This is a genomic window from Bacillus sp. BD59S, assembly GCF_007363175.1.
Taxonomy (GTDB): domain Bacteria; phylum Bacillota; class Bacilli; order Bacillales; family Bacillaceae_G; genus Bacillus_A; species Bacillus_A pacificus.
The window spans coordinates 4486877-4513785 of sequence record NZ_CP034686.1 but is presented as its reverse complement, the minus strand read 5'-3'; the positions used below and the strand labels follow the sequence as shown (position 1 = coordinate 4513785).

The following is a 26909-nucleotide window of genomic DNA, read 5'->3' as shown; positions in this document are numbered from 1 at the left end:
TCCCTCTTTTTTTATAAAGTAAGGGGAATGAGAGATGGATATATACTTATTAATCGTCACGTTACTTGCAATTGCGATTGTTATCTTAGGGGTATCATGGTGGAAATGGCATGCATTTATTAGTTTAACAGTTGCGAGTTTATTTTTAGCGATTATGTCTGGACTGAATGTAACGAAGATAGTGGCTGCCTATGAAACTGGTGTTGGTAGTGTACTAGGGCATTTAGTTGGTATTTTAGCTCTCGGAACAATTTTAGGGAAAATGATGTCTGATTCAGGGGCAGGCATGCAAGTTGCAAATTTCTTTATTCGATTTTTCGGCGTAAAAAAATTACCTTGGGCTATGTTATTTGCAGGGTTCGTTATAGGGATTCCAGTCTTTTTTGAAGTAGGGATCGTCATTTTATTACCACTTGTGATTTCCATTCGAAAAACGACGAAGCAAAATATATTATTAATTGCGTTACCTGTTATTGCTGGATTATCTATTGTTCACGGGCTCGTGCCACCACATCCAGGGGCGATGACAGCAATCGGTATTTATAACGCGAACTTAGGAAAGGTGCTTTTATATTCATTACTTATCGCGTTACCAACAGCCATTATCGCAGGACCGATATTTGCAAAGTGGGTACATAAAAGGGTTATACCTGAAAATGAACCAGAGCTTATTCGAGTTACGACTGTCTCAACTGATTTACCGAGTCGTAAAGCTTCATTCTTTATTATTTTATTACCAGTTGTATTGATGATTTTATCGGTCGTTGCACCATATATTTCATTACCGAAAAAGATGACTGAATTTTTTGTATTTATAGGAAGTCCAGTAATTGCTTTACTTATTTCATGTTTCGCAGCATTTTATTTACTTGGAATCAGACAAGGAATTAATAAAAAGATGATTAAAAAATTAACAGACGAAAGTTTATTACCGGTCGGTTCCATTATTTTAATTATCGGTGCTGGTGGTGGATTTAAACAAATATTAATTGAAAGCGGCGTTGGAACGGCGATTGCGCAAATGGCAGAACATATATCGTTATCACCAATTGTATTAGCTTTCATGGTAGCTGGATTAATTCGAATTGCAACAGGTTCAGCGACAGTAGCATTAACGACAGCAGCAGGAATTGTTTCACCAGTTATTCAGCACATGTCTGGTGTGAATTTAGAATTGCTCGTTATAGCAACCGGTGCAGGATCGTTAATGTTTTCTCACGTAAACGATGCAGGATTCTGGCTTGTAAAAGAGTATTTAGGTTTGACGGTGAAGGAAACGTTTAAAACGTGGACGGTACTCGAGACATTGTTATCATTTATTGCATTTGGTTTTGCGCTTTTATTGAATATGTTTATTTAGAAGAGCCGATTTAAACGAATAGAGCACACAGAGAAAATGTAATTTCTCTGTGTGCTTTATTCGTTTTTTTGTGCTTTCTATCGCTCTATTACTTAATGGAACGGACATACTGATCTTCTCCATCGTCTTTGACAAAGACTCCTAGCTCATTCAAATCTTTGCGTAAATGCTTCTTTTTTTTCGAGTTTCCTTCTCGAAGAGCATTTCGTCTTTCATACAAAATAGTATTTATGATTTTATTAAATCGCTCATCCTCTAATTTCCATAAGCTATACTCTTGTTTATAAGGATCTTGTTCCACCCAGGGGAAGCCGTGCATTACGAAAGTATCTTTAATTTTGCTTGGATTAATGTCAGATGTTTCACGTAACCATTCTCGTTCTTCTTGATCAATGATAACCACTTGACGCTTATCTACAAAAACGGCTTTTACATTTGACCTGGTAATTTGCTTCTTTTGATCGTCCTTATTCATGTGAATGCTTTCCGAAGTAATGTTCATTTTTAAAGCTTCACTATAAATAATTAAAGAAAATAAAACTCCTGCAATAACACCAATGAGCATGAGAATAACAGGAAGCCAGAAGGGGTTAATAAAATTTAAAAGTTCTATAATTTTTGAATCAGAAAAGAGAGGAATCTTTTTTATAATCTCTATTAATTTAGGTGAAAAATATCCAATAATGCCTAAAAGGATTGGACTTACTATAGCAAGTAATTTTTCTAAAAAACCTAATCCAATGACAGATACCTTTTTCATTTGTAGTTCATCCTTTCTTAATCTATATTTTTTCAAAATCAGGGCATTTAAACAGTGAGTTTCTTCACCATTTTGATGAGCTCATCCGAGTAATTTTCTATAGATATAGATGAATTTGCCTTTAGCATTCTTTCTTCGATTGCTCCTAAAATAAATGAAGCCAATGTGTCAATTCGGAAAGAGTTAGAAAACACTCCATTTTGTTGACCAGTCTTCAAAATATTTAATAACATCGTTCTAAGAGCATCATCTTCTTCGTCGTCTTCGATTCTGTAATAAGGAACATTCTCTTCATTTCTTGCATTAAAGACAATCTCAATTAAGGCAATATTATTTTTGTAATGAGTTTCTTGATAAGCCAAATGTGCTTCAATAAAAGCCTCTAGTTTGTTTATTTCAGATTGGGCTAATAGTACTCGATTGCTAATAAATTCATGTTGTTTATCAACTAAAAATTGTAAAGTCCGATTCATAAGATAAAGCTTATCGTTAAAATGATAAGAAATAAGTCCAGTGCTAATCTTAGCTTTTTTTGCTACCTTCGTTAAGCTTAAGTTGTTATATCCAACTTCTTCTAATGTATCAATACATGCAAGAATAATTTGTTCACGTCTAGCCTCTGCAATAAAAGAATCAGTCACGCTATTCAACTCCTGATTTTTATAATTTGAATGTATAATCAAAAAATTGATTGGTCGTTCAATTAAATTTTAGTAAGAAATTAGAAGTATGTCAAATGCTTTATGCTTACATCTTGATAAGGGTAATTCGCCTATTGATCAAGCCCAATTCCTAAAACAAGCCCGTTTTTAAGTAAGCCAAGCTTCCGATTCGCCCTGAAAACATAATATAAATGGAATCCCCTCATTTAGAGCAAGGTGAACTTGTTATGAATGATACTAAAGGAGGAATAGAGTAATGAGCGAAAAGTGTGAACACAGACATGATGATTGTAACCGCAGACATGGGTGCGGAGGCGGTTTTGCGCTTCTAATCGTATTGTTTATTTTATTAATTATCATCGGTGCTAGCTGCTTCGGTGGCGGAGGCGGTTGTGGTTATGGCGGTTACGGCGGCTACGGATATGGTGGCTACGGCGGATATTGCTGCTAATTAAAAACTATTGAAAATGGCCTTGTGCAATACGCACAAGGCCATTTTATTCATATTTTGATATGCTGTGATAATTTATTAATGTACAGAGAACGGATTAAGAAGAAGAAAACAATCTCGATAATCCCGAAAAAGGTGAGTACGATACATGTCTCTTTTAGTAATGAGAAAGAAAACATGCTTTGTAAAAACTTAACCGCAAATAACGTGTGAACACCAGCAACGATGTAAGGAACGAAAAATAAAATTCCTAACTGAATCGTTGCGGAGCGAAACATTTCTGACTCAGTTAATCCAAGCTTTGTAATCGTAATGTATTTTTGTTTTTCATTCGTTAAGTCATTATACATACGGAAGTATAAAACACTAGCTGCTCCGATAAAGAAAATAAAGCCGAGAAATGTCCAAATAAAGAAAGCGGCAATTGAATTCCCTTTACTGTAGTTTAGATCAACCGCAGCTGTATCAATATCAAACGGGGGAGAAGGAGCCAGTTCTGTATCTTTATATGCTTCATAGAAGATATCTGTATCCTTCTGAATATGTTTTAACATATTTTTCGTCGGAACAACTGTATTTTCCCAATTCTCAACGAAGTAGTTATACACTATGGTCGTTTCAATATGAGGAATCATATTATCAAATACATAATCTTGTACAACAATTACATGCGGAAATTTAAAGGCTGGTAAGATCCCTTTATTAATAAATCCTTTAATATGAAATTCCGTTTTATTTGATCCCAATGTAATTGTATTTTGTTTTGCAAATGGATTGGATACAAGATTTACGAGTTCTGGCGAGTAACGAGAAATAATATAAACTTGTGTAGAATCAAGGGTTATTTCCGGCCTCTTTAACTGTTTCGCAAGTGAATTATAGTCACTCATTTTCATAAGAGTAATGTTTTCTTTTAAAGCAGTATCTTGTAATACTGTAAACTTATGCTTATTGTATTGAAAATTAGCCTTTGTAAGCTCCGTTTCAATTGTAGCAATGTGTTTTTGTTCCAATTGATTTTCACCTTTGGACGTATACGTGAAGGGGAAAGGATATCGTTCTAATATCGATACTTTCGTATTATTATTAGCAGCAAATAGCCCGGTAATAATTGTAAATGCAAGTGCTGACAACATAGAAACGATAAAGAGCACATTAATATTACTACGTGTACGGCTAGCTAAATCTGAAATCCATAACATGTTTATTTGTTTCATATAAAACTTTCTCCGCTTTTTTAAGATAAAGATAAAGAGGAGAAACGTCTGTGAAAAGAATAAATATGTTCCGACTATTACGAGCGGTAAAATAGATAACATGATAAGGTATACAGATCCATTTTGTACGTTTTTTTCTGTTACGTAGCCTTGCGGATAACCAGCGATATAATAGCACAGGCCTAAACAAATTAAGGCAAACAATGAAATGAGTATAGATGGCCTTTTTTCATCTTTTTTATTTTTATTATTTTTAATTAATCGTGTTGTTTTCCGAGTACGAATGAACATCGGTGTAAATGTAGAAACGATGAAAAATAAAATAATAAAAGTTACTGTTGTTACGATAATAGCTTCTGTTGGCCAATATAAATAGAGACCTTTTGCATTTGTTAATTTAGAAGTAACGAGTAAGAAAAAGTTAGAGAACACAAGACCGCCTTGAATACCAGCAAAGATAGCTAGCATTCCAATAATCATATTTTCAGTAAACAAAAGACGTTTTAATTGTTTTTGAGATATACCGAGAACAGTTAAAACGCCAAATTGTTGTTTCCGTACATTTAAAAACGTCCCAATAGAATATAAGAGAAAGAAGAACGAGAACAAAACGATAACAAACTGTGCCATGCCAGCCAAGTTCATGAGCGGATCTTGTTCCTGTAATTTATTTATAATTTGTAAGCGTGGATGATACGCGTATACAGTAAATGAAAAGAAAACCATGATAGAGAACGCACTACTTACAAAATAAGCGAAATATGCTTTCGAATTACGCGAGACATTTTTAAATGCGAATTGCCAAAATGTCATCCACGTCTTCCTCCTAATAATGCTAGAACATCTAATATTTCTTGATAAAATTTCTCTCGGTATAGCCCGCGGTGTAGTTCATTGTAAAGTTCGCCATCTTTAATGAAAATGACGCGGTTGCAATAACTTGCTGCAAACGGATCGTGCGTAACCATTAAAATCGTTGCATCTTCTTCTTTGTTTAATTTCGTAAATAGCTCCATTACGTCAATTGCCGCTTTTGAATCTAAGTTTCCTGTCGGTTCATCGGCAAGTAGAAGGGAAGGATGATGAATAACAGCACGTGCTACTGCGGTACGCTGTGCTTGTCCTCCTGACACTTCAAAGATACGCTTGTCTAAAATATGATCAATTCCAAGCTTTTTTGAAATGTTATCAAGCTTTTCATCCATTTCTTTTAAAGGAACATTATCTAATGTTAAAGGTAGTACGATATTTTCACCGATTGTTAGTGTATCTAGTAGGTTAAAGTTTTGGAAAACAAATCCTAACTCTTGGCGGCGGAAAATAGCTAACTTCTCTCTACGAAATGTGTGCGGTTTTTTTCCGTTAATCACGACATCACCAGCAGTCGGAGAATCAATGGTAGAGATAACGTTTAAAAACGTAGATTTACCGCTACCAGATGGTCCCATGATCGCAACGAATTCACCTTTATCTACATGTAAATTTATATTTTTTAAAGCAGTATGAGGGACTTTTCCTTCATACACTTTTGAGACATTTTTTATGTGTAATACTTCTTCCATAATAATCACCTTTCTAATTTTAAAACTTAATGTGTTGTGATAATTTTTGCATATAGAAGGAACGAATTAAAAGGAAAAATAAAATTTCAACTGTTCCAAAAATCATCAGTACGACTGTAATCTCAGCGAAGAACGAGAGATGTAAAATTTCTTGTAGCATCTTTGTCGCAAACATCGTATGGATCGATGCCATAATGTATGGAACAAAGAATAAAATAGCAAGTTGAATTGTAGCAGATCGTTTCATTTCGGCTTCTGTTAAACCAATTTTTGTAATCGTTACATACTTTTCTTGCTCATTTGTTAAATCTGTATACATTCGGAAGTAAAGAACACTGCCAGCACCGATAAAGAAAATAACTCCTAGGAAAGTACCAATTAAGAAGAACGAAGCGACATTTAGTTTTGCTTTATATAGAGAATCACTCGCTTCACTTGCGTGGAAAGGAGGATGCTCTGCTTTGATCGCTTCACTTTCATTATAAATTTTTGTTGTAAATGCCGAACCGATGTTATGTGCTTTTTCCCAATCGTACACTTTAAAGCTATATACACTCATTTGTTTTGAAATGGTGGATAATGCTTCTACATTTTCATCAGATAGTATGAGCAATTGGTATATTAAGCGATTTGGGAATGGATTATAACTTTTATATTCTTTCACTTGTAGTTGTAAATTGTTTTGAGTAAGTGTAAGAGTATTTTTTTTGTCTTTATTATGAAGCGTTCCAATAACTTGATCATCTAAGTCTGTCATAAGAATATAAGATTCATTCTTATTTACCGTGAGCGTTTCCCAATTTAAAGCCTTAGCAAGTACATTATAGTCACTTTGTTTAATGGCGTAATAGAGCTGCGTGTTATCTTCAGATGAAGATACTTCATATATATCTGTTTTAAATTTTGTATAAGTAAAGTGCTCTTCAATAAATTTTTGTTCTAACCAGTTTAAATGTTCATCCGCTAACGTATTTTCAGTATGAGATAAATAAGTAAACGGGAAAGGGTTTTTCCTAATTTCATCAAACTTTGTAAACTTCCCGAATCCATATAAGAAGGTAATCATTGTAAAAGCGAGAGTCGATAGCATTGCTACAATAAAGAGCATGTTAATGTTTGTCCGAATACGCGCTGCTAAATCAGAAATCCAAAGCATATTAATACGTTTCATATAAAATTTTCTTCGCGTCTTTAATATACGAATGAGCAAGAAGCTAATCTGTGAAAAGAAAAAATATGTCCCAGCTGAAATAAGCGATGGAATGACAAATATACTAGAGACGGCATATAAAAGCCCAATGATGTCACCTAACGACATAAAATACAGTGGATTGGCTGCTAATACATATCCAGTTATTAAGCATGTCGCACCGAATAGAGAGATGAGCACGGATGCTTTTCTTTCTTTTTGCTGTTTTCCTTCTTTTAAAAGTCGTACCGCTTTTCTTGTACGAATGAGCATCGGTGTAAAAGACGATACGAGAATAAAGAGACCGAGAAAGATTACTATTGTTAAAATGATAGCACCTGTAGGCCAATATAAATATAGACCTGGTACATGCGTAATTTTTGCGGTAACTAATAAAAAGAACTGTGAAAAGACAAGTCCTAATTGAATACCAAAAAATATAGAAAGAATACCGATTAACATGTTTTCTAAAAAAATAAGTCGTTTTAGTTGTTTTTGAGATATACCAAGTACAGTTAAAATCCCGAACTGTTTTTTTCGTACTTTTAAGAAAGTACCGATCGAATATAGTAAAAAGAAAAATGAAAAGAACACAATGACAACCTCTGAAATTGTCATTAGTATGTTCAGAGCATAATTAATGTCTGTCATATGCAATTTCGGATGAAATAAATAAACTGCAAATGAGAAAAAAATTGCGATAGAGAACGCACTGCTTACAAAATAGGCGAAATAAGCTCTGGCGTTCCTTGTGACGTTTTTAAATGCAAACTGCCAAAATGTCATTCACCTAGACCTCCTAGTAGGATGAAGACGAAAAGGATATAAGAGATATCCTTTTCCCCTATTAAATACATTCATAAAATTTAACCATTCGTATACTCTGATAACTTTTGCATGTAAAAAGAACGAATGAATAAGAAAAAGACGATTTCAACTACGCCAAAAATAATAAGAACAGCTGAAATTTCTTTGAATAGTGATAGATCAATTACATCTTGGAGCATTTTTGTTGCAAACATTGTATGAATGGATGCCATAACATATGGAATGAAAAATAAAATGCTAAGCTGAATAGTAGCAGATCGTTTCATCTCTTTATCTGTTACACCAATCTTAGAAATCGTTATATATTTCTCTTGTTCGTTCGTTAAATCTGTATACATTCTAAAATAAAGAACGCTACCGGCTCCAATGAAGAAAATAACACCTAAAAATGTTCCGATTAGAAAGTATGCAGCACTACCAGATGTGATTCTGTATAATGAACCTGCTGATTCATAGGAGCGTATAAGAGGGCCTTCGTATTGGAATTCCTGTCGATCTCTTTGTATTTTTTTCATAAAATCATCAGCAATTTCATAAGTCTTTTCCCAATTTTGTACGTTATAATTGTACGCTGTTACGTGCTTTGTTGTATTTGGTAAGTTGTTTACAACAGAGTCAGGTAAAATTAAAGTTTGGTATGAAAAGTTAGATGGAATGGCCCCTGCTTGTTCATAGCCTTTTACTTGTAATTGCGTATTTGTGCTAGAAAGTGTAATAGACTTTCTATTGTAGCTTGGCTCAAATTCGCTGAATAAGGTTATATAAGCGTTACCTGTTAAGATGTATACTTCATTTTCGTTCATGAATAGTTGTTTCATTCGCAGGGAAGCTGCGAGTTTATTATAGTCACTTTGTTTTATTGCATATATGTCATTATAAGCTGTTATACCTTCATCTTCTTTCAATGGTGTTTCATATAAATCAGCCTTTATTTTTTTATAAGAGAAATTCTCTTTTTGTAATTGTTGTTCAAGCCAATTTAAATGATTGTCCACAAAAGGATTTGCTTCATAAGAAAAATAAGAGAATGGAAACGGTGAACTTCGCGTAACCTCTAGCTTTGTAAACTTTCCGACCCCATATAGGAACGTAATCATTGTGAAAGCGATTGTAGATAGCATCGCTACAATAAACAACATATTAATATTCGTTCGGATGCGGCTTGCTAAATCCGAAATCCACAGCATATTAATTCGTTTCATATAAAACTTTCTTCTTTTCTTTAAAATATAAATAAGTAAGAAACTAATTTGAGAAAAGAAAAAATATGTCCCAACTGTCACAAGTGATGGGATCACAAAAATACTTGAAACCATATATATAACGCCTACTTGCGGGTTTATTGAGAAGAAATATTTAGGATTTGCAGCTAAAATATAACCACCTAATAAACAAATCGCACCAAATAGAGAGATGAATATGGATGGTTTTCTTTCTTTTTGTTTCCCACTACTATTCGTTTTTAAAAGGTTTACCGCCCTTTTCGTACGAATCAGCATTGGTGTAAATGAAGATACGGCGATAAAGAGACTCAGAAATACAATTGTTGTTAAAATAAAAGCATTCGTTGGCCAATATAAATATAGTCCTGGTAGATATGTAATTTTCGCTGTTACTAATAAGAAAAATTGCGAAAAGACAAGTCCAAACTGCATGCCGAAAAAGATAGATAAAATACCAATTAACATATTTTCAGTGAAAATGAGTCGATGTAATTGCTTTTTTGATATACCTAAAACGGTTAACACACCAAATTGCTTTTTCCGAACTTTTAAAAACGATCCGATTGAATAAAGTAGAAAGAAGAACGAGAACAAGACAATGATAACTTCTGAAAAAATCATTAATCCTGAAATTTCTGAGATCATACTGAAATTTTGTAATTTAGGATGAAATAAATAAACAGCAAACGAAAAGAAAACAGCAATGGAAAAAGAACTGCTTACGAAATAAGCAAAATAAGCTCTGGAATTACGTGTTACATTTTTAAAGGCAAACTGCCAAAATGTCATAATACGTACCTCCCGCTAGAAGACAAATATGTAGTTTTATTGCAAAAAATGTATGAGAGTAAGTTCTCATACATTTTGCTAGCATATGTCACGATCATGCTTCGGTCACCTTCTCCGTATGTTCTGCTTGATTATTTGCAGCGTTGTGGAAGATGATTTTAATCGTCGTTCCTTTCCCAACTTCAGAATCTAGTTTGACAGAGTGACCTAAATAATCACAAATTTTACTTACAATATAAAGTCCCATACCAGTAGATTCTCCGAATGTACGACCGTTTTTCCCAGTGTAAAACGGTTCGAATACTCTTCGAATATCTTCTTGCGGAATACCAACACCTTCATCACGAACTTCTAAAATAATATCTTTTCCGTTTCGGTAAGCGGATAAGAATACTTTCTTTCCGCGCTCACCAGAGTAACGAACAGCATTTGTCATTAACTGATAGATGATAAATTTTAGCCATTTCGCATCAGAAGCAACTTTTAAATCAGAATGAACTTCTAAAACAGGGAAGACACCATTACGAATGAATAGTTCTTTTAATCCGTTAATATTTTTTGTTACCGTATCTTTTAATGAAATCGTCTCGACATGGAAATCTTCATGGAAGTTATTTAACCTAGCCATGTATAAAGCCATATCAAGCCCTTGGTTTAGACGCTCTAATTCTTTTTTAAACTTTGGAATTAAATGTTCGTCTTCCATTTCTAGCACCATAAGCTGCATAACAGAAACAGGTGTCTTCATTTGATGTACCCAATGGTTAATGAATAATTGATGTTCTTGTTGTTTTACTTCATACGATTGTAGTTCTTTTTGGAAGAGGCGGTACTGCGTACGCACGAGTTCATTGACACCGTGAGGCATTGGAGCAGTCGCTCTTTCAATAAACGCATCTTCCATTTTTTCTGGTTGCTCACTTAATCTATGGTACATTCTACGATTGCGGACGTAACGGTAAGCGAGGAAACAAATAAATAAGTATAAACTTAAAACGACGAAGTAAAATTTATTATTTTGAAATCCATCTACTGCATCATAAAGAACGAAAATGATACCGAAGTTTAATACGTACAGTAGAAAAAATGCAAAATGATCACGTAAAAATAGCTTCATGCTTATTCACTCCAAGTTGCGTTAAAGCGATATCCAAGTCCACGTACTGTTTCAATAGAGTTCTCAATGCCAAGCTCATTAAACTTTTTACGAAGACGCGTAATGTTTACGTTTAATGTATTTTCCTCAACGAAACTTTCGTCATCCCAAAGCGCAGCTAATAAATCCTCACGGCTCGCTGTACGAGGGAATTTAGATAATAACATTTCTGCTAAAATTGCCTCTTTCTTCGTTAAAAGAACTTGTTCAGATCCAAAATGAATTTCTGGACGTTCAGGGAATAGTTTTAAACCTTCTACTTCAACGATACGTTCAGAAATATTTGGTGCATAATCACCGTAAATACGACGTAATTGTCCTTTAATTTTTGCCATTACAACGTCGTAGTGGAATGGTTTTGTAATGTAATCATCCGCACCGCTTTCAATCGCCATAATTTGTTCCATCTCACCAGCACGAGCTGAAATGAAAATAATTGGACAAGTAGATTCATGACGGATTTGGCGGCACCAGTAGAACCCATCGAATTTCGGTAAGTTTACATCAAGTAAAACAAGATGTGGTTTCACAGCGTTAAACGATTCCATAATATCATCGAAATTCTCTGCAACAACAGCTTCATAGCCATATTTTTGAATGTGAGATTGTAGTAATGATGAAATATTTGGATCGTCTTCAACGATTAAAATTTTATACATATGTATATTCCTCCTAAAAAAACAATTGTAGATATAGTGTATCATGTGTTTCAAGTCTTTTCATTAAGTTGAAAGATAAGCTAGTAAACAGTATAGGTCAAAAGCGGAGAAAGTAAAAAGGGCTTCGTATATAATTGACAATTAACTGAAATCATTTTAACATTTAGATAAATATCTAAATGTCTAATTAGTGAAAGGAAGAAAGACATTGAATCAAGCATTCAAAGCGTTAGCAGATCCAACAAGGCGAAAAATTTTAGACTTATTAAAAGAAGGTGATTTAACCGCTGGAGAAATTGCTGAACATTTCAATATGACAAAACCAAGTATTTCACACCACTTAAACGCACTTAAAAATGCTGAACTTATTCAAGATGAAAAGAAAGGGCAATTCGTTATGTACTCTTTAAATACAACTGTCTTTCAAGATTTGTTGACTTGGGTGTTTACGTTTACGAATAAGGGGGAAGAGAGCAAATGAAAAAGCATCTTGTCGCAATTATATTGATTCTTATAACTGGTTTAGCTTGGGCATATGCATGGCCGAATTTGCCTGATACAATGGCAGTTCATTGGGGAATGGAAGGTGTAAATGGTTATGCTTCCAAATTTAATGCAATGTTGTTGCTACTTGGGATTATGATTTTTACTTACGTTTTATTAACAATTACCCCAAAGATTGATCCTAAGAAAAAGAATTATGATAAGTTTTCTAAAGGTTATATGATAATAAACTATAGCGTAGTAGTATTATTATTTTTAGTTAATATGCTTGTAATTGGAGTGGGGTTAGGCTATGACATTCCAATGAATAGTACACCGCTTATTCTTGTTGGTCTTTTATTTATAGTCATCGGAAACTATTTACCACAATGTAAACCAAATTACTTTGTAGGTATAAAAACACCGTGGACGTTAAGCAACGAAGAAGTATGGAGAAAAACGCACCGTTTTAGCGGAAAGGTGTTTGTTGTATTAGGAATTATTATGATTTTAAGTGTTTTTGTACCAGTAACGTGGAAATCTTTCATAATGGTTGGAATTATTATTGGTGCAGTAGGATTAACGATGGGATATTCCTATGTCGCTTATAAAAAAGAACTAAAAATGTAAGACAAAGCTGCTTTTCCTTTTAAGGAAAAGCAGCTTTATTTTTTATCACTTCTTCAAAACCGGTATCCAAATTTCACTTTTAAAGTTTGAAGAAGATATGTCTTTCTGTTCATTCCACAATATTTCCGGTCCTTCCGCTAGTTCATAATTGGAAGAAGGAAACCATTCAGAATAAATACGTCCCCATACATTTTGTAATGCATCAGGAAATGGTCCGACAGCTTCAAATATAGCCCACGTTGAAGCTGCGACTTCAAGTTGTGCGAATTGCTCTGGGCAATCTTCCACACTAGCTACTCCAATATAGTGATCAAGTTCTCCTTTTTCCTCCATTCTTCCTTCAGAAAAATTAGTAGAAGCACTAATAATTCCAGTAGGTTCCATATTTGAAAGTGACTTTAACGTTTGAATAGACTCTGGGTTTAAACTTTTCCACATAGAAGTAATTTCTTCATTTATACCGTTAAAAACGATTGGTACTCGTTTTGTAATACCTATAATTCGAAATGGCTCTTTTTCTTCAATTCGATAGTTCATTTCATTTCCTCCTTGAATGGATAATTGGAAGGTCATTGGTGAATAAGCCTTCAAAGAATGGCTACTATTTCGGGCTTCTGAAGGTGTGATACCGTGCAAGTTTTGAAAGGCACGAGCGAATGAATCTGGTGAGTTGTAGCCATATTTTATAGCCAAATCAATGACTTTTACATTGCTGTTTTTTAGTTCAAAGGCAGCGAGAGTAAGACGTCTACAGCGAATATACTCTGATAGTGATATGCCTGCTAAAAACGAAAACATTCTTTTAAAGTGATACTCAGAACAAAGAGCTAGCCTCGCAACTTCTTTAAAATCAATTTCATTCGTAAGATTATCTTCAATATAGCGCATTGCAGCATTCATATTTTTAAGTGAATCCATATGATGACCTCCTCTGTATATAGAATAGCAGGAACGAAATAGCCCCATCCGACATTTCATGCACAACTTTGTAGGGTACATTTTGTACCTTACAAAATTGTAATGTTCCTGTAAGGAGAATGAATGGATGGTATGATATCCCAATGTTATAGTAACAAAGTACTTTAATTCATTACGTTAACTTTTTGATTTCTTTACTTATGTGCCTTACATAACTGTCATGTTTGTGTAAGAAACATCGATAGTGGCAAGAGTAGAGAGTGTATATAGTTGAAAATAGAGAATAGAAGAAATGAGGGATGTCGAGATGAAAACAGTGTTAGAAGCAAAAAATATTGAAAAAGTATATGACACAGGTGGTAATACATTTGCAGCGTTAAAAGGTATTAACTTACAAGTAAAAGAAGGTGAGTTCGTTGGAATTATGGGACCTTCTGGTTCTGGTAAGACGACTTTACTAAATGTTCTTTCTACAATTGATAATGCGACGAACGGTGAAATTTTAATCGATGGAAAAGATATTGTAAAAATGAATGATGATAAGTTAGCGTTATTCCGCCGCGATCATTTAGGTTTCATTTTCCAAGATTATAACTTATTAGATACGTTAACGGTGAAAGAGAATATCGCTTTACCACTTGCGTTATCAAAGGTGAAAGCGAGTGAGATTGATCGCCGTGTTCTTGAAATCTCAAAGAAATTCGGTATTGATCATATTTTAAGTCAGTTCCCATATCAAGTATCTGGTGGACAGAAGCAAAGATGTGCGGCATCACGTGCAATCGTTACAAATCCAAGTATGATTTTCGGGGACGAGCCGACTGGAGCGCTTGATTCTAAATCAGCAACAGATTTACTTGAAAGTATGAAGTCGTTAAATGAATATGATAACTCTACAATTTTAATGGTAACGCATGATGCATTTGCAGCAAGTTATTGTAAACGAGTTATTTTCATTAAAGATGGTGAACTATATAAAGAATTGCACCGTGGTGAATCAACGCGTAAACAGTTCTTCCAAAAAATTGTTGACGTAATGTCTTCTATTTCTGGAGGTATGGCTGATGACCTTATCTAGCATTGCCCTCCGCAACATACAGCGGAACTTTAAAGACTACTTTGTATATTTTGCATCTATGATTTTTAGTATCGTTATTTATTTTACATTTAAAGCACTGCAATATAATTCACAAATGGAAAAAGCAGCAGAAGCTTCTAAAAAGATTAGTGGAGCGTTCCAAGTTTCAAGTGTCATGCTTATCATTTTCGTAGCAGTGTTTATTATATATTCGAACGGATTCTTTACACGTAAACGTAAAAAAGAAGTTGGCTTATATTCGTTATTAGGTATTCGTAAAAGACAAATTGGTAAAATGCTCTTTTATGAAAATATGTTAATGGGATTAATGTCTTTAATTATCGGTATTGCGATTGGTAGTGTCCTTTCAAAATTATTCCTTGAACTGCTAGTAAGCATGATGGGATTAAATTTAAATGTTCATTTTGAAGTACCGATGGCTGCCATTATTGATACAGCACTTATTTTCTTTGTGATTATTTTGTATACATCACTTCAAGGATATCGTTTAATTTATCGCTTTAAGTTAATTGAACTTTTCCGCGCAGAACGTGAAGGAGAAGCAATGCCAAAAGGATCTGTCATTATGGCATTTATTTCAGTTGTCTTAATCGGTTCAGGTTATTTCTTAGCATTAATGTTCATGAAGGCAGTTAAATATGCAGACTTTATGGCAGTTGCACTTTATATTTTACTAGCAACAGTATTAGGTACGTACTTACTATTTATGTTCTTTACAGTATTCGTATTGAAACGTGCAAGAACGAATAAATCATCGTTTTATAACGGTATGAATATGGTAACGACGTCACAGCTACTATATCGTATTAAAGGAAATGCAAAGTCACTTGCGACAATTTCTATTTTAAGCGCGGTAACATTAACGGCAGTTGGTACATCAGTTACGATGTATTACAACACATTTACACAGTCAAAAGCAGTTGCACCTTACAGTTACTCTTATGAGAAAAAAGATGCAGAGCTTGATAAGAAAGTAAATGCAATTTTTGCAGAAGAGAAGAAAGATCACCCGATCAAAGATCAATTTGAAATTGAGACAGTTCCTGTAAAAGGGAAGTTTGAAGGAGACAAAGTTGATTTCATTCTTAACATGAACTATAGGATTTCAGAGAAATATCAGTTTATGTCTCAGTCAGAATTTAATAAATTTGCTAAAAAAATCGACGCAGAAACAGTGAATGTAGCTGCTGATGAAGCATTTATATATGATAGTTCGTATATAGAAGGACATGAGTTTAGTCCACAATATAAAGGAAACAAAGCAGTATTCCAAATTGGAGACGAAACGAAGCAATTAAAAATCCAAGGTGCAAATGACGTTGCGATTACAAATTTAGGTGAATTAGTTGTTGTCGTTTCAGATGAAATGTATGAGCAAGCGAAACAAGCATTTGGAACACGCGTTGTAAAAAATATTGATGTAAAAGATGAAAAAGATAGTAAAGTATTAACAGAAAAATTAACAAAAGTGATGCCAACTGGTGAATCAGAAATGGTGCCATCATTTAGAGATTTCTACACTGGTTTCCATATGGGGCTTGAAGGAACAGGATTAATGATGTTTATTGGAATGTTCTTAGGTCTTGTATTCTTACTAGCAACAGGTTCTATTATTTACTTTAAACAATTAACAGAAGCAAATGCTGATCGTGAGCGTTATGTTGTACTTCACAAAATAGGGGTCACAAAACAAGAAATGAAAAAAGCTATCGCAAAACAAGTAAGCTTTATCTTTGCAATCCCGTTAGTAATCGGAATCCTGCACAGCTTGTTTGCATTAAAAGGTTTAGGGAACATACTACCATTTGAAATTATGATTCCGCTTCTAATTAGTATCGGAGTATACGGTGTCATTTATATTGGGTATTACTTCATAACAGTTCGTTCTTATTATAAGATCGTGAGTGCGAAGTAATAAGGGACAGCTATCGCTACAGGCGATAGCTGTTTTTTATTCTTCATAAAATCTTAAGAAATCTCCTTAATTTTTGTTAAGAAACGATAGTTATACTTAGAAACAAGTTAAAAACTATTGAACGAATGGGGAGATGGTTACATGCAACTCATAACATTCTTACACGAATTTATTAAACATCCGAAACATACTGGTGCAATTGCGCCAAGTTCAAAAATATTAGCAAGAAAAATGGTAGATGTAATTGATTTTCATAGAGCGAAATGCATCGTAGAGTTAGGGCCTGGTACAGGGGTTTTTACGAAGAAGATTATGAAGAGAAAAAAGAAGGAAACAATATTTCTTCTTATTGAAATTAATGAAGTGTTTTGCAAAGAGCTAAAGAGAAAATATAAAGATGAGCAGAACGTCATTGTTGTACACGGTTCAGCTGAAAATATAAAGAAGTATATGGAAGAGTTCCATATAGAATGCGTGGATTACGTCTTATCGGGATTACCTTTTACATCTTTACCAGAAGAAGTTTCAAAGCGTATTTTAAACAATGTAATGGAAGCGATACATGAGAATGGTGAATTTATTACATTTCAATATTCACTGGTAAAAAAAGGATTTATACAGCACTTCTTTCCTGAAATTACGCTAGAGAAAGTGTGGCTCAATTTCCCACCAGCGTACGTCTTTAGCTGTAAAAAAGAGCTAAGGAGAGCGTATGCATAATGGAATTACATGAATTATTATCTTATATTGAACAATACGGTTATTGGGCTTTGTTTTTCTGTTTATGGTTAGGGATTATCGGTATGCCAATTCCAGACGAAATGATTGTAATGAGCGGTGGTTTTGTATCATCACTAGGGATATTAAGTATTATTCCTGCGTTTTTATTAACGTATTTAGGCGTTGTATCGGGGCTTTTTTTAGGTTATATACTAGGGAAAATATTTGGTACAAAAGTACTTCATAAGCTAATGAAAAAGAAAAAGGCGAAATATCTTTTGAAATCTCAACAAATGGTAGAGAAATATGGTCATTATGCGTTAGTTACAAGTTACTTCATACCGGTTGTAAGACATATCGTACCGTATGTAGTTGGGATGAATAATATGTCATTTAAGATGTATGCTTTGTATTCTTATACGACAGGATTTGTTTGGACACTCGTTTACTTTGTGCTAGGTTCTTTATTTGGACAACATATTGAAAGTATTGTCGCAGTTGCGATAGAGTATGGTTTGTATTTTGGCGGAAGCATCGCATTGATTGTGAGTGTGTTTTATTTATACAGACAAAAAAGAAATACAGTGATGAGTAAATAAAGGAGGCGAAAGGTTCGTATTGGCGTGTAATTATAAGAGGGAAGTTTTTGCACGGTAAAGTACAAATAGAAGTAGATAAAATTCCTAATAGTGCAAAGGTAAAGTTAGGATTGTAAGTATAAACCCGGTTCTAGATAAGAGAATCGGGTTTGTTATTTTATGGTAAAATATAGGAGGGGGAGTGTGAGTTATGCTACTCATTGTTAGTCTTATATTAATTGGAATTATGTGTAGTATGAGAATAGTATCCTTACATATGATAGAACGACAAAAGATAGAAGAGCGATATGTATATTGCCCAAAATGTGATGCGAAAATTAGAAAAGGGAATTCTGCTCCTTTTTGTTCGAAATGTAATGTAATATTTTAAAGAAGATAAAAAGGCCACAACGAACATATTTCAGTTCGTTGTGGCCTTTTTTGAATGAAGAATAACAACAACTTTCTATGTTCCACTCATAATTTCTACGGTTATCTCCGCAAAAATAGGTTTTTTTTTATAAAATCATTTTATTTTGGAGCTACAGACGTTGAAACATAAAATTGTTACTTATTAGTATCTATAACACTTTAAAGTGCGTACTTTTTATTGTGTTGCTGATAAGACATAATTACATATGTGAGAGGGAAATGAGTAGTGTAGAACTAAAAAGCATCTACGTTATTTTTAATAATTATCGTGCTTTGATTGGTCATCCCTTTTCACATTAATTGATATCCATTCATCATTTTTAAATAGATTTTAGGAGGAGATTTTAAATGAAAGATTTATTAAAAGATACACTTGGTTTTGGTACGGCACCGCTAGGTAATATGTACCGTAATATTCCAGAGGAAGAAGCAATCGCAACAGTGGATGCTGCTTGGGATAATGGTGTTCGTTACTTTGATACAGCTCCACTTTATGGATCTGGTTTAGCAGAGATTCGTCTTGGTGAAGCATTATCGAAAAGAAATCGTGATGATTACTTCTTAAGTACAAAAGTAGGTCGAATTATTTCAGATGAATTGGAAGATCCATCTACACGTGATTTAGGTGAAAAAGGCGGACTTTTCGAATTTGGCCGTAAAAATAAAATCATCAATGACTACAGTGCGGATGCAACTCTTCGTTCTATTGAGGATAGCTTAAAACGTTTAAAAACAGACCGTCTAGATTTTGTTTATATTCATGATGTAGCACAAGATTTTTATGGAGATGAGTGGATTTCACAATTTGAAATTGCTCGAACAGGAGCATTCCGTGCACTTACTCAATTGCGTGATGAAGGTGTAATTAAAGGCTGGGGACTTGGAGTAAATAAAGTAGAATCAATTGAACTTATGTTGGATTTAGAAGAAGCAAAACCAAATGTTTCTTTACTAGCTGGTCGCTATTCATTATTAGACCACGAGCGTGCGTTAGAACGCGTGATGCCTGCGGCTGTAAAAAACAATATGGACATTGTTGTTGGTGGACCATATAGCTCAGGTGTACTTGCTGGAGGTGCTCACTTCGAATACCAAAAAGCGTCAACAGAAATCATTGCAAAAGTTAATAAAATGAAAAACCTTGCAGATCGTCATGGAATCAGTATTAAAGCTGCTGCTTTACAGTTTTCACTGGCTAACCCAGCAGTTGCAGCTGTTATTCCTGGTGCAAGTAAACCGGAACGAATTGCAGAAGACCAAGCTGCATTAAAAACAGTGATTCCAGCAGCGTTCTGGGAAGAAATGCGTGAACAAAAATTAGTTGCAGTTAATGCACCACTACCAATTAACGTTAAATAAAAAGGAGAGTAATGAAAATGGCAAATACTATTACATCTATTGAAATTCCAGCTTCACCTGCCCAAGTATGGAAATTAATTGGAGGTTTTGATGCACTTCCAGATTGGTTACCATATATCCCTAGCAGTAAAGTAACGGAAGGTGGACGTGTACGTCATTTAGCTAATCCTGATGGCGATGCAATCGTAGAGCGTTTAGAAGCATTTAATGAGAAAGAACGTTACTACACATATTCAATTATGCAAGCACCATTCCCTGTGACGAATTATTTATCTACAATCCGTGTTAAAGAAGGTAAAGATGCTAACACATCATTAGTTGAATGGTCTGGTAGCTTCACTCCTGTAGAGGTTACTGATGAAGATGCAATTAATCTATTCCATGGAATTTATAAAGACGGTTTAGAGGCATTACAACAAGCATATTTAGGTTAATCAATTTATTAAACAATGAGAGTTTGAGAATAGATTAAAAAAACTGATTAAACATAAAAAAGACGAGCTAAAGTTTGAAACTTTAGTTCGTCTTTTTGTATTATACAACCGCAGGATTATAAATCATCGTAAAGTGCCCTGGCAACAATTCAATATGACAAGGTGTATGCAGCGAGCTTTCTCCATCTGTATCTACTTCTTTTTCTTCCTCTGTTTCAATATGAATGGATTTCGCTTTTACGTGGAAGATGTCATTGTCATTTGAGTCTTCAAATAGTTTCTTTCCGATGTAATCTTTAAATGCTTGAATACCTGTTGATTTGACTACGAAAATATCAAGTGTTCCGTCATCGCATTTTACATTCGGAATAAAGGAAGGAATACCGCCAAGGTATTCACCGTTTCCAACCATAACAAGGACAGCTTCATCTTCATATACTTGTCCGTCGTACGTAATTTTCACTGGGAATGTTTCAGCATTTTTGACAGTTCGAATGGTGCTTAAGTAGTAACCAATTTTACCAAGCTTTGCTTTCTCTTCTGCATCAATATTGTTTGATACTTCAGATACGAGTCCAATGCCCCAGAAGTTTAAGAAGTGTTGTCCGTTTGCTTTTGCGACGTCAACTGGTTTTACGTGTTCCTTTGTGATCAGCTTTGCTGCTTCTGCAATGTTTTGCGGAACGCCGAGTGTGCGAGAGAAGTCATTGCAAGTTCCGCCTGGAATGATTGCAAGTGTAGGTCTAGTTTCAAGAGGTGCTAAGCCATTTGTGCATTCAAATACAGTGCCGTCACCACCAAAGACGATAATTAAATCTACTTTACTAGCAAACTCTTGGCAATATTTCGTTGCATCACCTTGCTTTTTCGTATGAAGGATATGTAAGTCAGGAAAAGCTGCGGCAAGAGGTGGTACGATTTTCGTTAAATTTGTATGTAAGTCGCCTTGTCCAGCTTTTGGATTTACGATGAGGAGTACTTTTTCAAATTTTGTCTTTGTCATTTTTTTCTCTCCCTTTGTCTTTTACGAATTGTGATAGAAAATAAACTTCCACCAGTAATTGATGAAAGTTTATTTTATTATATTATTCCGTTACAACTGAAGCGATAAATGGTAAGTTACGATATTTTTCTGCACAGTCGATACCGTAGCCAACGATAAATTCGTCTGGAATTTGGAAGCCAACATATTCAGCTTTTAAGTCCACTTTACGACGCTCAGGTTTATCAAGCAACGTACAGAATTTGAGTGCCTTTGGTTTATGCATAAAGAAGTGATCTTTTAAGAAGTGAAGTGTTAAACCAGAATCGATAATGTCTTCTACGACAATTACGTTTTTGCCAGTAATGTTTACATCGATATCTTTTAATAGTTTTACTTTTCCAGTTGTTTCTGTTTGATTTCCGTAGCTAGATGCAGAAATAAAGTCGATTGTTACATCATTTTTAATGTGACGAATTAAATCAGCAGCGAATACGAAAGATCCTTTTAATACAGCGATTACTACGATTTCTTCTCCTTCAAAATCACGTTCGATTTGAAGTGCTAGTTCTTTTACTTTTTCTTGTAATTGTTCTTCAGAAATTAAAGTGTCTTTTATTTCAATATTCATTGGAGTCCTCCTACAGTGTAAAACTTGCGAACATTTCGACTGTAAAGGATAGAAAGAAAAAAGTCAAAGAAGATATAAGTTTTTTACAAAAATCTCCACAAAATAGTCAGATGATATGATATACTGATTACATTAAGAAAACGCTTCCATAAAGGGTGATTATGATGAAAAAGAAAGAGTATACAAGTGCAACATTTATAAAAGCATTGCTATTAACAATTGTTCTTGGCCTGTTAGCATACATAATTGATATACCAGCGATTCGGATTTCACTAATTGGAATGACTTTAGTATTAGGCGCAATTTCTCATGGTATGATGTCGCAGCTACAAGAAGCTGGACTTGATGATATGAAAGATCATATAGATAAGAAATAAGAGACCTTCACATATGCATAGTGAAGGTTTTTTTGTTTCTTACAAAAATGTAAGGTAGTTGTAAGGGAAATCGATAGTTGCATAGTAGTGTTTTGGATAAACTATGGGTGTAAGGTAAAAGGCAAGCATATTTTAGGTAAATTAAGTTTTAGGCACTCTATATGTGAAAAAGGAGTAGGAGGGCATGGAGAAACGTTGGACGACCTTTTCTTTTTTAGCAACTAGCAACACCGTAATGCTAGCGGGCGAGATGGATTTTTTGCACTTGTTTGATCGAGAAGACGATCATTCTTCTTCTAAATTTACAATGAAATGGAATAAATGGAGCGAAAGTTGTAGGTTGGAAGAAGAGGCCCCTAACGAAGAGCAAAAAATTATTTTGACAAACCCTATTAAAGCGTGGGTTGTTCAACGTCGTAAGTGTAACGTCAAAAATCACTTAAAGAAAACTGAGCCGAGACAATTAGTTATCGCTCCGGCCCGTTCTACTTCTAAATCACGCGAAAGTAACATGTAAATAATTGAGACACACACCCGAAAAAACATCGTATACATTGCGATGTTTTTTTATTTTTCTACAATGAAATCTTTAAATGAAATATATTTCATCTGCATCTTATATTTATATCTCTTGTTTATTCTAGTGATACATCCGATGCGAAGTGATGTAAAACGTATAAAAGGAGAGAAATGAAATGAAAAAGAAGCTATTACCAATCTGTGCAATGGCACTTTTAACAGTAGGATATTCTTCAGTAGCAAGCGCGGATACTGGAACAGTAACGAAGGAGGAAGAGGCGCAACTGCAGCAAGATAAGGCTAAAAAAGAAGAAGCAATTAAGGAACAGCAAAAAAGTGAAGTAGAGAAAAAGCAAGCGGCGCAAGTACAAGAAAAAAATGATATGGCTAAAAAAGAGGAAGCAATAAAAGCTGAGAAAAAAAGTGAAGAAGAGAAAAAGAGGATAGCGCAAGAACAGTTAAAAAGTGATATGGCAAAAAAAGAAGCCGCAATTAAGGAACAGCAAAAAAAAGATGTAGCAAAGCCAGCTGTACAAGGTGAAAAATTACCAAACACTGCATCAAATAATGTAGTGATGATGGGTCTAAGTGCATGTCTTGTAGCAATCGGTACATTATTTGGTTTGAATCGTCGCAATAAAGTTAAGGCGTAATTAAAATATTGTCCTATAAAGAATGGAATAATTTCATATATTAAAAATGGTAGGTTATTCCTACCATTTTTTGCATGGAGGGATGAAACATGAAGTTACTCAATTATATCGGTATTGTATTGATTGCCATAGGACTATGTATGGGATCATATTACGCTATGGAATGGTATAAAGGAAAAAGCTCTGCGGGGCAATTAACGAAAGAAGAAATAAAGAGCCTTGAAAATATACAACATAATCAACTTTCTTACGAAACACCTGTAACTTCCCAAGTGCCTTCTTCTCAAACAGAACATAAAGAAGGAGAAAAGGTTGCACTGTTAAATATACCGAGAATAAAGAAGAAGTTTTCTATATATTGGGGAGCGGATGATGCAACGCTGAAGAAAGGGGTTGGCATGTTCGTTAGTGATGTAACGACAACGCCATCTGGAGGGGGACATACTGTACTAAGTGGGCATAGGGATACTGTCTTTACAGATTTAGGAGAGTTAAAAGAAAAAGACAAGCTTATTTTAGAGTATGATAATAAAACGTACACATATGAAATTCAAAAAATATGGATTACCCATGCGGATGATCGCACTGTTATTATAAAAAAAGAAGAACCGATATTAACACTGACAACTTGTTACCCATTTAATTATATAGGGGATGCGCCAGATAGATATATTATCGAGGCGAAGTTAACTGCTAGTTATTCAAAGTGAAATTATGATTTCTAAAAGCGGGAGGAGGATACATAAGTTATGGCAAAAAATATTTTAATTGTGGAAGATGAAGATATATTACGTGAAATATTAAAAGACTATTTTTTAAGTGAGCAATATGTAGTGTTTGAAGCAAGAGACGGGAAAGAGGCTTTAGTTGTATTTGAGGAAGAAGAGGTTGATTTAGTTATTTTAGATATTATGTTGCCAGAACTTGATGGGTGGTCCGTTTGCCGAAGGATCCGTAAAACATCCGAGGTTCCTATCATTATGCTGACGGCACGTGTAGATGAAGATGATACGTTACTTGGATTTGAACTTGGGGCAGATGACTATGTGACGAAGCCATATAGCCCACCAATTTTATTAGCAAGAGCAAAAAGGTTGTTAGAGAGTAGAAAAGTGACAAAGCAACTTTTAGAGAATGAAGATGATACATTATCGATTCATGGTATCCATGTCCATTTTCCGTCGCGTACTGTTACGGTAGATAGAATAGACGTTAATTTAACACATACAGAATTTGAAATATTAACGTATTTTATGAAAAATCAAGGGATTGTTTTAACACGAGAGCAATTAATTTCAAGAATTTGGGGATATGAATTTGCTGGTGATGACCGAACCGTTAATAGCCATATTCGTAATTTAAGAAATAAATTAGGAGAGAAAGCAAAGTACATTACAACTGTAGTACGAACAGGTTATAAATTTGAGGGGAATGTATGAGAAAAGGGATTGTACTAAAATTATTTATCCTCACTACAGCATTATGTATGTTAATTTTAGCGACGATATTTATTGGACAAACGATATTTTTTAAACAATATTATGCGAATAGAAAAGTGGAAGATATTAAATTGAATTTAAATTCCTTCGAAAAGAATTATTTGAACTATGCAGGAAGTGTAGAAGGAATTCAGAAGCTGGAGCAAGACTTTTTAAGAGAAAATAATACGTGGATTACGACATTAGACCAGAATGGGAATTTAAAACATGCAGATGATTTTTATTTTGAAGTAACGATAGATCGTAAGCAACAGAAGAGTTTTGGACAACAAACATTCAAAATTCCTTTATACAATCTCGTCAATATAGAAGAGATTGATAATAAATCATCAAATCCGTTTTTAGGCCAAGAAATTTATTTTTCTGGCGTGAAAAAAGATGATAGTTATATTCCATTCTATTTCGCGTTAGGCAAGCAAAATTTAAGCGGATCTAATAAACCGTTAGAAAAAGCGTTTCAGGAGAAAAGGAAATTAAATGAGGAGAAAAAGAGAGCAGCCGGGGAACAACTTGCTAAGGAAAAGAAACCAGCTGTCCAGGAAGAATCTGCTCAAGAATTAGATGCTTACATAAGTGGGCGGGTTACGAAAGTTCAGCTTCCTGATGTAACAGGTCCTATAAATCCAATTTATAAAAATAGCATCTTCTTAGATAACATAAAAGAATTTCAAACGGATTTATTATTAAAAGAGAGCAAGCACATACAATATGCAATACAAACAATGGACTATGAAAAAAATGATATTAAATATAAATTATTAATCAAGCCAACAAAAGAAAAAGATGGATCAGTAACTTATATATATGCGATGGCCTCTTTACAGCCTGTAGATGAAGCTGTACAAATGGTGCAAGATTACTACATTTACATCATTGCATTTGTAGTTGTTCTTATTTTTCTAGCGTCATTCTATTATTCAAAACAAATTGCAAAGCCGTTATTAAAAATAAATGATACAACGAAGAAAATAGCGCATTTAGATTTTACAGAAAAAATACCGATTACTTCAAAAGATGAAATTGGTGATTTATCGAAAAATATTAATGTATTATCCAATAAACTCCATTCCCATATTGGACAGCTAGAACAAGATATTGAAAAGGAAAGAAAATTAGAAAAGACGCGGAAAGAATTCATTTCTGGTGTTTCGCATGAACTAAAAACACCGCTGAGTATTATGAAAAGCTGTATTTCTATTTTAAAAGATGGAGTAGCTGAGCATAAAAAGGAGTATTATTTTCAAGCGATGGAACGAGAAGTAGATAAAATGGATACGTTAATTTTGGATATGCTGGAGTTAGCTAAATTTGAGTCAGGTACATATAAAATGAAAAAGGATCCATTTTATATTGATACAGTAATGGAAGATATATGTGAACACCTTTCTGTAGAAATAGAGAAAAAAGAACTTCATGTTCATAAAAATATAGGTCCATTTGAAGTAGTCGCAAATCAAAGCCGGATTGAACAAGTCATCGTGAACTTCATTACGAATGCTATACGTTATACACCAAATAAAGAAGATATTATTATTTCTACAATAGATGAGAAGGATCGTATAAAAGTGTGTATTGAAAATAAAGGTACTCACATTGAAGAAGAGCAATTAGATAAAATTTGGGATCGTTTTTATCGCGTGGATGCAGCTCGTCAACGTTCGCAAGGTGGAACAGGTCTTGGGCTTGCCATTTCAAAGAATATTTTAGAACTACATGATGCTGAATATGGAGTAAAGAATACAGAAGATGGTGTATTATTTTATTTCTACTTATTGAAAAAAGCGTAGATGATGCATGCTACGCTTTTTTAATTTATTTTCATAT

At 34.2% G+C, this 26909-nt stretch carries 28 protein-coding genes; 17 read left to right on the top strand and 11 right to left on the bottom strand.

What is annotated here, in order from left to right:
* The first annotated feature begins 34 nt into the window (after window positions 1–34).
* The gene (gntP, locus tag EKQ63_RS25770) at window positions 35–1360 is read left to right on the top strand and encodes a gluconate permease GntP (RefSeq protein WP_143881624.1); all 1326 of its coding nucleotides are present in this window, start codon (window positions 35–37) and stop codon (window positions 1358–1360) included.
* Between the two features lie 88 nt (window positions 1361–1448).
* On the opposite strand, the gene EKQ63_RS25765 is transcribed toward gntP, so the two are convergent.
* Both EKQ63_RS25765 and EKQ63_RS25760 read right to left on the bottom strand, forming a co-directional pair.
* The gene (locus tag EKQ63_RS25765) at window positions 1449–2120 is read right to left on the bottom strand and encodes a YqeB family protein (protein WP_143881788.1); all 672 of its coding nucleotides are present in this window, start codon (window positions 2118–2120) and stop codon (window positions 1449–1451) included.
* A gap of 47 nt (window positions 2121–2167) precedes the next feature.
* The gene (locus tag EKQ63_RS25760; RefSeq protein ID WP_143881623.1) at window positions 2168–2761 is read right to left on the bottom strand and encodes a TetR/AcrR family transcriptional regulator; all 594 of its coding nucleotides are present in this window, start codon (window positions 2759–2761) and stop codon (window positions 2168–2170) included.
* A gap of 277 nt (window positions 2762–3038) precedes the next feature.
* Here EKQ63_RS25760 and EKQ63_RS25755 point away from each other — a divergent pair, with 277 nt between their 5' ends.
* Window positions 3039–3233, top strand: coding sequence for a YjcZ family sporulation protein (locus EKQ63_RS25755; protein WP_001290395.1), 195 nt, complete (start codon window positions 3039–3041; stop codon window positions 3231–3233).
* A 50-nt stretch (window positions 3234–3283) separates the two neighbouring features.
* Here EKQ63_RS25755 and EKQ63_RS25750 read toward each other — a convergent pair whose 3' ends face one another.
* The 6 genes from EKQ63_RS25750 to EKQ63_RS25725 form a co-directional block, all read right to left on the bottom strand.
* Window positions 3284–5263: an FtsX-like permease family protein gene (locus EKQ63_RS25750; protein ID WP_088327180.1), complete on the bottom strand. Its 1980-nt coding sequence runs from the start codon at window positions 5261–5263 to the stop codon at window positions 3284–3286.
* The gene (locus EKQ63_RS25745) at window positions 5260–6012 is read right to left on the bottom strand and encodes an ABC transporter ATP-binding protein (RefSeq protein WP_000393244.1); all 753 of its coding nucleotides are present in this window, start codon (window positions 6010–6012) and stop codon (window positions 5260–5262) included. The genes EKQ63_RS25750 and EKQ63_RS25745 overlap by 4 nt, the downstream gene beginning before the upstream one ends.
* Before the next feature lie 19 nt (window positions 6013–6031).
* Window positions 6032–7987 (bottom strand): ABC transporter permease, encoded by a 1956-nt coding sequence (locus EKQ63_RS25740; RefSeq protein ID WP_087953095.1) that lies wholly within the window; start codon window positions 7985–7987, stop codon window positions 6032–6034.
* 80 nt (window positions 7988–8067) lie between these two features.
* Complete coding sequence (locus tag EKQ63_RS25735) at window positions 8068–10041, bottom strand: FtsX-like permease family protein (RefSeq protein ID WP_143881622.1); 1974 nt, start codon at window positions 10039–10041, stop codon at window positions 8068–8070.
* Between the two features lie 94 nt (window positions 10042–10135).
* On the bottom strand, window positions 10136–11158 hold the full coding sequence (locus tag EKQ63_RS25730) for a sensor histidine kinase (RefSeq protein ID WP_000765345.1): 1023 nt from the start codon (window positions 11156–11158) through the stop codon (window positions 10136–10138).
* A gap of 2 nt (window positions 11159–11160) precedes the next feature.
* On the bottom strand, window positions 11161–11856 hold the full coding sequence (locus EKQ63_RS25725) for a response regulator transcription factor (RefSeq protein ID WP_000276738.1): 696 nt from the start codon (window positions 11854–11856) through the stop codon (window positions 11161–11163).
* 208 nt (window positions 11857–12064) lie between these two features.
* On the opposite strand from EKQ63_RS25725, the gene EKQ63_RS25720 reads away from it, so the two are divergent.
* Both EKQ63_RS25720 and EKQ63_RS25715 read left to right on the top strand, forming a co-directional pair.
* On the top strand, window positions 12065–12337 hold the full coding sequence (locus tag EKQ63_RS25720) for an autorepressor SdpR family transcription factor (RefSeq protein WP_087953094.1): 273 nt from the start codon (window positions 12065–12067) through the stop codon (window positions 12335–12337).
* Window positions 12334–12969 (top strand): SdpI family protein, encoded by a 636-nt coding sequence (locus tag EKQ63_RS25715; protein WP_029440261.1) that lies wholly within the window; start codon window positions 12334–12336, stop codon window positions 12967–12969. The genes EKQ63_RS25720 and EKQ63_RS25715 overlap by 4 nt, the downstream gene beginning before the upstream one ends.
* Window positions 12970–13014: 45 nt before the next feature.
* On the opposite strand, the gene EKQ63_RS25710 is transcribed toward EKQ63_RS25715, so the two are convergent.
* Window positions 13015–13887, bottom strand: a complete 873-nt coding sequence (locus EKQ63_RS25710; protein ID WP_087953093.1) for an AraC family transcriptional regulator — start codon at window positions 13885–13887, stop codon at window positions 13015–13017.
* 307 nt (window positions 13888–14194) lie between these two features.
* Here EKQ63_RS25710 and EKQ63_RS25705 point away from each other — a divergent pair, with 307 nt between their 5' ends.
* From EKQ63_RS25705 to EKQ63_RS25675, 7 genes are all read left to right on the top strand, one after another.
* Window positions 14195–14965 carry an ABC transporter ATP-binding protein gene (locus tag EKQ63_RS25705; RefSeq protein WP_087953092.1) on the top strand — a complete coding sequence of 257 codons (771 nt, stop codon included), beginning with the start codon at window positions 14195–14197 and terminating at the stop codon, window positions 14963–14965.
* Window positions 14952–16901, top strand: coding sequence for an ABC transporter permease (locus EKQ63_RS25700; protein ID WP_143881621.1), 1950 nt, complete (start codon window positions 14952–14954; stop codon window positions 16899–16901). The genes EKQ63_RS25705 and EKQ63_RS25700 overlap by 14 nt, the downstream gene beginning before the upstream one ends.
* 141 nt (window positions 16902–17042) lie before the next feature.
* The gene (locus EKQ63_RS25695; RefSeq protein WP_143881620.1) at window positions 17043–17621 is read left to right on the top strand and encodes a class I SAM-dependent methyltransferase; all 579 of its coding nucleotides are present in this window, start codon (window positions 17043–17045) and stop codon (window positions 17619–17621) included.
* Window positions 17621–18220, top strand: coding sequence for a DedA family protein (locus EKQ63_RS25690; RefSeq protein WP_143881619.1), 600 nt, complete (start codon window positions 17621–17623; stop codon window positions 18218–18220). Before EKQ63_RS25695 ends, EKQ63_RS25690 begins: the two co-directional genes overlap by 1 nt.
* A 190-nt stretch (window positions 18221–18410) precedes the next feature.
* Entirely contained in the window at window positions 18411–18590 is a 180-nt protein-coding gene (locus EKQ63_RS25685) for a hypothetical protein (RefSeq protein ID WP_025966497.1), read from the top strand.
* A 389-nt stretch (window positions 18591–18979) separates the two neighbouring features.
* Window positions 18980–19990 carry an aldo/keto reductase gene (locus EKQ63_RS25680; protein ID WP_143881618.1) on the top strand — a complete coding sequence of 337 codons (1011 nt, stop codon included), beginning with the start codon at window positions 18980–18982 and terminating at the stop codon, window positions 19988–19990.
* 17 nt (window positions 19991–20007) lie between these two features.
* Entirely contained in the window at window positions 20008–20424 is a 417-nt protein-coding gene (locus EKQ63_RS25675; protein WP_087953087.1) for an SRPBCC family protein, read from the top strand.
* Window positions 20425–20524: 100 nt separating this feature from the next.
* On the opposite strand, the gene EKQ63_RS25670 is transcribed toward EKQ63_RS25675, so the two are convergent.
* Complete coding sequence (locus tag EKQ63_RS25670; RefSeq protein WP_071722123.1) at window positions 20525–21427, bottom strand: diacylglycerol/lipid kinase family protein; 903 nt, start codon at window positions 21425–21427, stop codon at window positions 20525–20527.
* A gap of 82 nt (window positions 21428–21509) precedes the next feature.
* The gene (hpt, locus tag EKQ63_RS25665; protein ID WP_001019304.1) at window positions 21510–22037 is read right to left on the bottom strand and encodes a hypoxanthine phosphoribosyltransferase; all 528 of its coding nucleotides are present in this window, start codon (window positions 22035–22037) and stop codon (window positions 21510–21512) included.
* A gap of 161 nt (window positions 22038–22198) precedes the next feature.
* On the opposite strand from hpt, the gene EKQ63_RS25660 reads away from it, so the two are divergent.
* The 6 genes from EKQ63_RS25660 to EKQ63_RS25635 all read left to right on the top strand — a co-directional run bounded on the left by EKQ63_RS25660 (window position 22199) and on the right by EKQ63_RS25635 (window position 26872).
* Window positions 22199–22414, top strand: a complete 216-nt coding sequence (locus EKQ63_RS25660) for a hypothetical protein (RefSeq protein ID WP_143881617.1) — start codon at window positions 22199–22201, stop codon at window positions 22412–22414.
* 184 nt (window positions 22415–22598) lie between these two features.
* Window positions 22599–22931, top strand: coding sequence for a hypothetical protein (locus tag EKQ63_RS25655; RefSeq protein ID WP_000415599.1), 333 nt, complete (start codon window positions 22599–22601; stop codon window positions 22929–22931).
* Window positions 22932–23109: 178 nt separating this feature from the next.
* On the top strand, window positions 23110–23586 hold the full coding sequence (locus EKQ63_RS25650; protein ID WP_087953086.1) for an LPXTG cell wall anchor domain-containing protein: 477 nt from the start codon (window positions 23110–23112) through the stop codon (window positions 23584–23586).
* Window positions 23587–23675: 89 nt separating this feature from the next.
* Entirely contained in the window at window positions 23676–24296 is a 621-nt protein-coding gene (locus EKQ63_RS25645) for a class D sortase (RefSeq protein WP_087953085.1), read from the top strand.
* 39 nt (window positions 24297–24335) lie between these two features.
* Window positions 24336–25025 (top strand): response regulator transcription factor, encoded by a 690-nt coding sequence (locus tag EKQ63_RS25640; protein ID WP_087994072.1) that lies wholly within the window; start codon window positions 24336–24338, stop codon window positions 25023–25025.
* Entirely contained in the window at window positions 25022–26872 is a 1851-nt protein-coding gene (locus tag EKQ63_RS25635; RefSeq protein ID WP_087953083.1) for a sensor histidine kinase, read from the top strand. Before EKQ63_RS25640 ends, EKQ63_RS25635 begins: the two co-directional genes overlap by 4 nt.
* Window positions 26873–26909: the final 37 nt, after the last annotated feature.